The 6,459-nt window shown below is 72.6% G+C and carries 5 protein-coding genes and 1 riboswitch; of the genes, 3 read left to right on the top strand and 2 right to left on the bottom strand.

What is annotated here, in order from left to right; translation table 11 throughout:
* A complete protein-coding gene (gene thrC / locus AC5LSR_RS19570) occupies positions 1 to 1,275 on the bottom strand; it encodes a threonine synthase (RefSeq protein WP_493468786.1) in 1,275 nt (424 codons plus the stop codon).
* A 9-nt stretch (positions 1,276 to 1,284) separates the two neighbouring features.
* Positions 1,285 to 1,402, bottom strand: a riboswitch (SAM riboswitch).
* A 32-nt stretch (positions 1,403 to 1,434) separates the two neighbouring features.
* Between thrC and AC5LSR_RS19565 the strand changes: the two genes are divergently transcribed.
* The 3 genes from AC5LSR_RS19565 to AC5LSR_RS19555 all read left to right on the top strand — a co-directional run bounded on the left by AC5LSR_RS19565 (position 1,435) and on the right by AC5LSR_RS19555 (position 5,449).
* Positions 1,435 to 2,406, top strand: a complete 972-nt coding sequence (locus AC5LSR_RS19565) for a glucosyl-3-phosphoglycerate synthase (protein ID WP_250292972.1) — start codon at positions 1,435 to 1,437, stop codon at positions 2,404 to 2,406.
* Positions 2,407 to 2,681: 275 nt separating this feature from the next.
* Positions 2,682 to 3,497 (top strand): HAD family hydrolase, encoded by an 816-nt coding sequence (locus tag AC5LSR_RS19560; RefSeq protein WP_493468785.1) that lies wholly within the window; start codon positions 2,682 to 2,684, stop codon positions 3,495 to 3,497.
* Between the two features lie 314 nt (positions 3,498 to 3,811).
* Positions 3,812 to 5,449 (top strand): alpha,alpha-trehalose-phosphate synthase (UDP-forming), encoded by a 1,638-nt coding sequence (locus AC5LSR_RS19555; RefSeq protein WP_493468787.1) that lies wholly within the window; start codon positions 3,812 to 3,814, stop codon positions 5,447 to 5,449.
* Positions 5,450 to 5,609: 160 nt separating this feature from the next.
* On the opposite strand, the gene otsB is transcribed toward AC5LSR_RS19555, so the two are convergent.
* Positions 5,610 to 6,459, bottom strand: an 850-nt coding sequence (otsB, locus tag AC5LSR_RS19550; RefSeq protein WP_445548763.1) for a trehalose-phosphatase, incomplete at its 5' end; no start/stop codon positions are given.

Below are 6,459 nucleotides of genomic sequence, written 5' to 3'. Positions count from 1 at the left end.
TCAGTCGCCGAGGCCGGCGGCTTCGAAGGCGGCCAGGGACGGGCGGATGGTCGCGGTCGGCCGGCCTGTCGGGATCAGCGGGTCGAGGGTCTTCAGACCGTCGCCGGTGTTGAAGATGACGGTCTCCGCGTCGGGGTCGAGCAGGCCCTCGCGCAGCAGCCGCCGCAGGCAGGCGACGGTGACGCCGCCGGCGGTCTCGCCGAAGATACCCTCCGTCCGGGCCAGCAGGCGGATTCCCTCGACGATCTCGGGGTCGGTGACGTCGGTGATCGCGCCGCCGGTGCGACGGGCCACGTCGAGGGCGTACGGGCCGTCCGCCGGGCTGCCGATCGACAGCGACTTGGCGATGGTGGACGGCTTCACCGGTGCGACCGTGTCCGCCCCGCGGGCGAAGGCCGCCGCGACCGGGTTGCAGCCCTGCGCCTGCGCGCCGAAGACCCGGTGCGGGGTCGGCTCCACCAGGCCGAGCCGGCCGAGCTCACCGAACGCCTTGTCGATCTTCGTCAGCAGCGACCCGGACGCGATCGGTACCACGACCTGCTCCGGCAGCCGCCAGCCGAGCTGTTCGGCGACCTCGTAGCCGAGTGTCTTGGAGCCCTCGGCGTAGAACGGCCGCACGTTGACGTTGACGAACGCCCATTCGTACTCGCCGGAGAGCTCGCTGCACAGACGGTTGACGTCGTCGTAGTTGCCCTCGATCGCGACCAGCGTGCCGCCGTAGACGGCGGTCGACACGGTCTTGCCGTCCTCCAGATCATGCGGGATCAGCACAACCGAACGTAGCCCGGCGGACGCGGCGTGCGCTGCCACCGACTGGGCCAGGTTGCCGGTGGACGCGCAGGCGACCGTGGTGTACCCGTGCTCGCGCGCGGCCGACAGCGCCACCGACACGACCCTGTCCTTGAACGAGTGGGTGGGGTTCGCGGTGTCGTCCTTGACCCACAGTGTCCGCATCCCGAGCTCGGCGGCGAGGCGGGGGGCCGGGCGCAGCGGCGTCCAGCCCGCGCCGAGCGACACCCGGCGCGCGGGGTCGTGGCCGGCGGGCAGCAGCCCGACATAGCGCCACAGGCTGGCGGGGCCGGCCTCGATGGACGCCCGGGTGACCCGGCGTAGCACGGAGTCGTCGTAGGCAATCTCCAGCGGGGCGAAGCACTCGATACAGACATGCGTCGGGGAGAGCGGATAGGTGGCGCCGCAGTGGCGACATGACAGGGCAACCGCGGGATTGACGACGTCCGGGCTGATCGTTGCGAGGCGCTCGGGAGCGACTGTCATCTGTGAAACTCCTCATCTTTCCCGAGAGCCGGATGCGTCTCAGGACGGAATTAGCACCTGCCACGCACTGATGCGGGTGGTTGCCGGGGCTTCACTGGGCCGGTCCCTCTGCCCCTCTGGATGAGCCGTATGCGGTTGTCAGTCCGTACTGTAGTCCGTGTGCGGTCTGACGTATACCGTTGGTTCGAGCATAGGACGTACTACGGGCGGGACTTCTCACCAGGGGAACTACTGGCCCGTAAGGCAGGGCCGATCAGCGTGGTGCTGCCCGCGTTGAACGAGGCGGCCACCGTCGGCGCGATCGTCTCGGCGGTCCGCCGCGATCTTATGGCCGCGGTGCCTCTCGTCGACGAGATCGTCGTCATCGATCCGGGGTCGGTGGACGCGACCGCCTCCGAGGCGGCCGCCGCGGGCGCGGCGGTGTTCGCCGAGGAGCGCATCCTCACCGGCTACGGACGGGTCGCCGGCAAGGGCGAGGCCCTGTGGAAGTCCCTGTACGCCACGTCCGGGGACATCGTGGTCTTCGTCGACGCCGATCTGGAGGACTTCGACGCGAGCCTGGTCACCGGGCTGCTCGGGCCGCTGCTGACCGAGTGCGCGGTCTCCTACGTCAAGGCGTCCTACGACCGGCCGCTGGCCGGGGGGCTGCTGCCCGGCGGTGGCGGCCGGGTCACCGAACTCGTCGCGCGTCCCCTGCTCAACCTGCACTGGCCGCAGCTCGCCGGGCTGGTGCAGCCGCTGGCCGGTGAGTTCGCCGGCCGGCGGGCCCTGCTCGAACAGCTGCCGTTCGTCTCCGGCTACGGCATCGAGTTCGCCCAGGTCGTGGACGTGCTCTCGCTGCTGGGAGTGGACGCCCTCGCCCAGGTCGAGGTCGGCCGCAAGGTCCACCGCCACCAGTCCGACGAGGCCCTTGGACGGATGGCCGCGGAGATCATCCACGCGGCGTGGAGCAGGCTGGGTGTCCACGCCGGCTCCCTCGGCGGGACGCTGACCCAGTTCGGGCGCGGTGACAGCGGGCTGGAGCCGCGCACCCATCAGGTGGTGGTGCGGGAGCGGCCACCTATGATCACTATTCCGGAGTACGCCGCCCGCTACGCCCGGCTGTACCACGGCCCGGTGGAAAGCGGCTGACTGACCGGGCCCCGCCGCGCCGGGCGGGCCGCCACGGGCAGGGCCCGGATCACCCCGGACAGGCAGATCATCCCGGACGGGCGGCCCCACCAGGTGACAGCCCCGGCGCCGTGGCACGGCACGGCACGGCCCCACGGAACGCCCGCGCCGCGCCCCCGTCCCACATGTCACGAACACCCCGCCACGAACGCCCACCCGCCATGAGCAGCCTGGACGCCACGAACAGAGTGGACGCCACGAACAGCGCGAACAGCGTGAACAGGAGGACAGCACCGATGAGTGTCCGGGTCGTCTATACCGATCTCGACGGGACCATGGTGGGGCCGCGCGGATGCTTCTTCCGCAGCGAGGACCACTCCGTCACCCTGGACCCGGCGCACGCCCTGATCGACCTGCACCGGGCCGGCATCGCGCTGGTCCTGGTCAGCGGGCGGACCCGGCCTCAGCTCACCGAGGCCGCCTCGATCTTCGGGGCGGACGGCTTCATCGCCGAACTCGGCGCCATCGTCGGCTGGGACCACGGGCGTAGCAGCCAGATCCTGCGCGGAGCCATGCCCGAGACGTTCGACCGGATACCCGAGGAGCTGGTCACGGCGCTGGTCGCCCGGTATCCGGGACGCCTGGAGGCGCATCACTCCTGGATCCGCGGCCGTGAGATCGACATCATGCTGCGGGGCAACATCGACGTGGCCGAGGCCGACGCGTGGCTTGCCGCGGAAGGCTACGCATGGTTGACCATGCGCGACAACGGCATCATCGCGCGGGCCACCATGCCCGATCTGGACGATGTCCCGCACGTCTACCACCTGGTGCCCGACGGGGTCAGCAAGGGAGCCGCGGTGGCCTTCGACCTGGCCCGCCGGGGGCTGCGCCCGGAGCAGGCGATCGCGATCGGGGACTCCGCCAGCGACCTGGTCATGGCCGGCCACGTCGGCCGCATGCACCTGGTCGCGAACGCGCTGCACCATGCGGACCTCGTCGATCTGCTGCCCGGCTACGGCAACGTCGTCGTGGAGGACGGCACCCTCGGTGCCGGGTGGGTGAGCGCGGTGCGCTCGGTCCTGCCCACGCCGCGGCCCGCCGCCGTCTGATCCGCGGGCTGCCGGAACGCGCCAGGACGGTGTGACGTCAGCCGGACGATCCACGGACAGCTCTCGCTCGGTCAGGGTGCCGTCAGGCGCACGGCCTGCTGATCCGCCGGGCCGGAGCGGGCTGGGCCCCGTTCCGCACCACCGTGTCAGGGGTGCCCAGAGCTCCCGTGTCATGGGTGCCAGGGGAGCTGTGGGCAGGGGGCCGGTGACGATTGCGGTGCGGCCGCTGCCGAGGCACTACCCTTCGCAGGGTGCGTCATGCCCGGTCGGTCGATGAAACGCCGCGTCCCGTGGCCGCTGGAGGGACCGCCCGGGTGCTTGTCGCGTCCAATCGCGGCCCGGTGGCGTTCACGACGGGTGACGACGGGTCGCTCGTCGTGCGCCGTGGCGGCGGTGGGCTGGTCAGCGGCCTGCACGCGGTCGCCAGCGATGACGCCGGGCCGGCCAGTGGGCTCGGCGGGACGGACGAGGCTGACGGGACCGGCTCGGCCGGCGGGGCTGACGGGACCGGCCCGGCCGGTGGGCGCGACAGGGCCGGTGGTGGGCTGGTCTGGGTGTGCGCGGCGATCAGCGAGGCGGACCGGCGGGCCACCCGGTCGGCGCCGGACGGCCGTCTGGATCTTGCCGGCCATGACACCGGCGGCACGGCCGTCCACATGCTCGACGTGGACAGGGTCGTCTTCGACCGGGCGTACAACGCGGTCGCCAACCGTACGTTGTGGTTCGTCCTGCACCTGCTCTACGCGTCGGCGTCCCAGCCCTCCTTCGGCGCGGCCTTCCAGCGCGACTGGCAGGCGTACGAGATCTACAACACGATGTTCGCCGAGGCGCTGGCCCGGGAGGCGGCGCCGGGCGCGGCCGTCCTGATCCAGGACTACCACCTGACGCTGGTGCCGGCGCAACTGCGCAGGCTGCGCCCGGACCTGCGGATCGCTCATTTCAGTCACACACCGTGGGCGCCACCGGAGTACTTCCGCATGCTGCCGGACGACGTCGCCCGCGCGGTCGTCCAGGGCATGCTCGGTGCCGACCGGCTCGGCTTCCTCGCTCCGGAGTGGGCGGAGGCGTTCCGCCGGTGTGCCAGGGCGGTGCTCCCCGCCGACGTCGAGCTCGTGGCCGGCGTCGGGACCGGGACCGGGGCTGAGGCTGAGGCTGATCGCGACGGTGTGGGCCGTGACGGTGTGGGCCGTGACGGTGTGGGCCGCGACGGGGCGGGCGGGCCGTGGCTGCGCTACCGCGGCCGCGCCGTCCGGATCGGGGTCCATCCGCTCGGGGTCGACGGTGACTGGCTGCTCAGACGCGCGTCCAGGCAGGACGTGGCCGCCCGCGCCGCCGAGATGCGCGAGATCGCCGCGGGCCGGCGGGTGATCGTGCGGGTGGACCGGACCGAACTGTCGAAGAACATCGTCCGCGGTCTGGACGCCTACCGGGAGCTGCTGCGCGACTATCCGCAGTGGCAGGGGCGGGTGGTGCACATCGTGTGCGCCTATCCGTCCCGCCACGACCTTCCCGAATACCGCGAGTACACGGCCGCCGTGCAGCGGATCGTGGCGGAGATCGAGGACGAGTTCGCGACCGCGACCTGGCTGCCCGTCCGGCTGGAGGTCAACGATGACTACCCACGGTCACTGGCGGCGTTGTCGCTGGCCGAGGTGCTGGTGGTGAACCCGATCAGGGACGGCATGAACCTGGTCGCGAAGGAGGGCGCGGTGCTCTCCCGGCCCGGGGCGGCCCTGGTGCTCTCCCGCGAGGCCGGGGCGTGCGTGGAGATGGCCGACGACGCGCTGGTGGTCAACCCGTTCGACGTGAGCGCGACCGCCCGGGCGCTGCACACCGCGCTGCTGATGGCCGCTGACGAGCGCCGCGACCGGTGCGCCCGGCTCGCCGCCGTCGCAGGCAGGCTCCCCCCGCGCAAGTGGTTCCGCGACCAGCTCGACGCGCTGCTGGAGTGACCCCACCCCACCCCGCCGGGGACGGCCGGCGTCCCGGGCGGGCGTTCCAGGCCGGCCAGGCAGTGCGAATCCCGTCCACGACCCCGGTGTAGGCCATGATCGGCGCTCATCGACGTGCGCCGCCGTTTGCGAGGATACGTACGGTTACGCGATCGGTGCTCTAGGCCAGGCGGGCGGCGAGCAGGAGCAGTAGCGCCACCACTCCCTCCGGGCCGGGGACGACGAGATCGGCCCGCTCCCGCAGTGCCCGGGGGACCTCCGGGCCGTCGCTGCACACGGTCAGCCCGGGGATACCGGCGGCCCGCAGCTCGTCGACCGTGTCGAAGGCCGGCAGGTCACCGAGGTCGTCGCCGGCGAACAGCACGGAGCGGACGCCCAGCCCGGCCACGTGGTCGCGCAGCGCCCGGCCCTTGTCGTGGCCGGGCGGGCGTAGCTCCAGCACCCGTTTGCCAGGTGCGGCATCCAGCCCGTTGTCCCTGGCCAGGACGGTCAGCGCGGGCGTGAGCGAGGCCAGTGACGCGTCCGGGTCGGCGGTGCGGCGGACGTGGACGACCAGGGCGTGCCCCTTGTCCTCCACGACGGTCCCGGCGGGCGCGTCCTGCAGGAGCCTGGGCAGTGCGGCCCGGACCGCGGCCACCCCGGGCAACGGTTCGGGGCTGGTGATCGTTCCGGTGGCGGCGTCCCAGCGCTGGAGCCCGTACTGGCCGAGGATGGACAGCGAGTGCAGCCCCGGCTCGTCGGTGAACCGGGCGAGCGAGAGCAGGGCCTCGACCGGGCGGCCGGTGATGATGGTGATCGATCCGACCCGTTCGGCCAGCCGGGCCAGGGCGCGCAGCGCACCGGGCGCGGGAACGGCGTCGGAGGGACGGCTGACGATGGGTGAGAGGGTGCCGTCGTAGTCGAGCGCGATCAGGGCATGCCGCGGGTCGGTGAGCAGCGCGGCGAGCCCGGAGCCGCCGGCCAGCGTCCGGGGCGCCCCGGCGAGCGGGCCGCTGCCGGGCGTGCTGCTG

The sequence above is a fragment of the Protofrankia sp. CiP1_Cm_nod4 genome (assembly GCF_982290645.1).
Note: the sequence above shows the minus strand (reverse complement) of the source record. Positions and strands in the feature narration are given on the sequence as shown.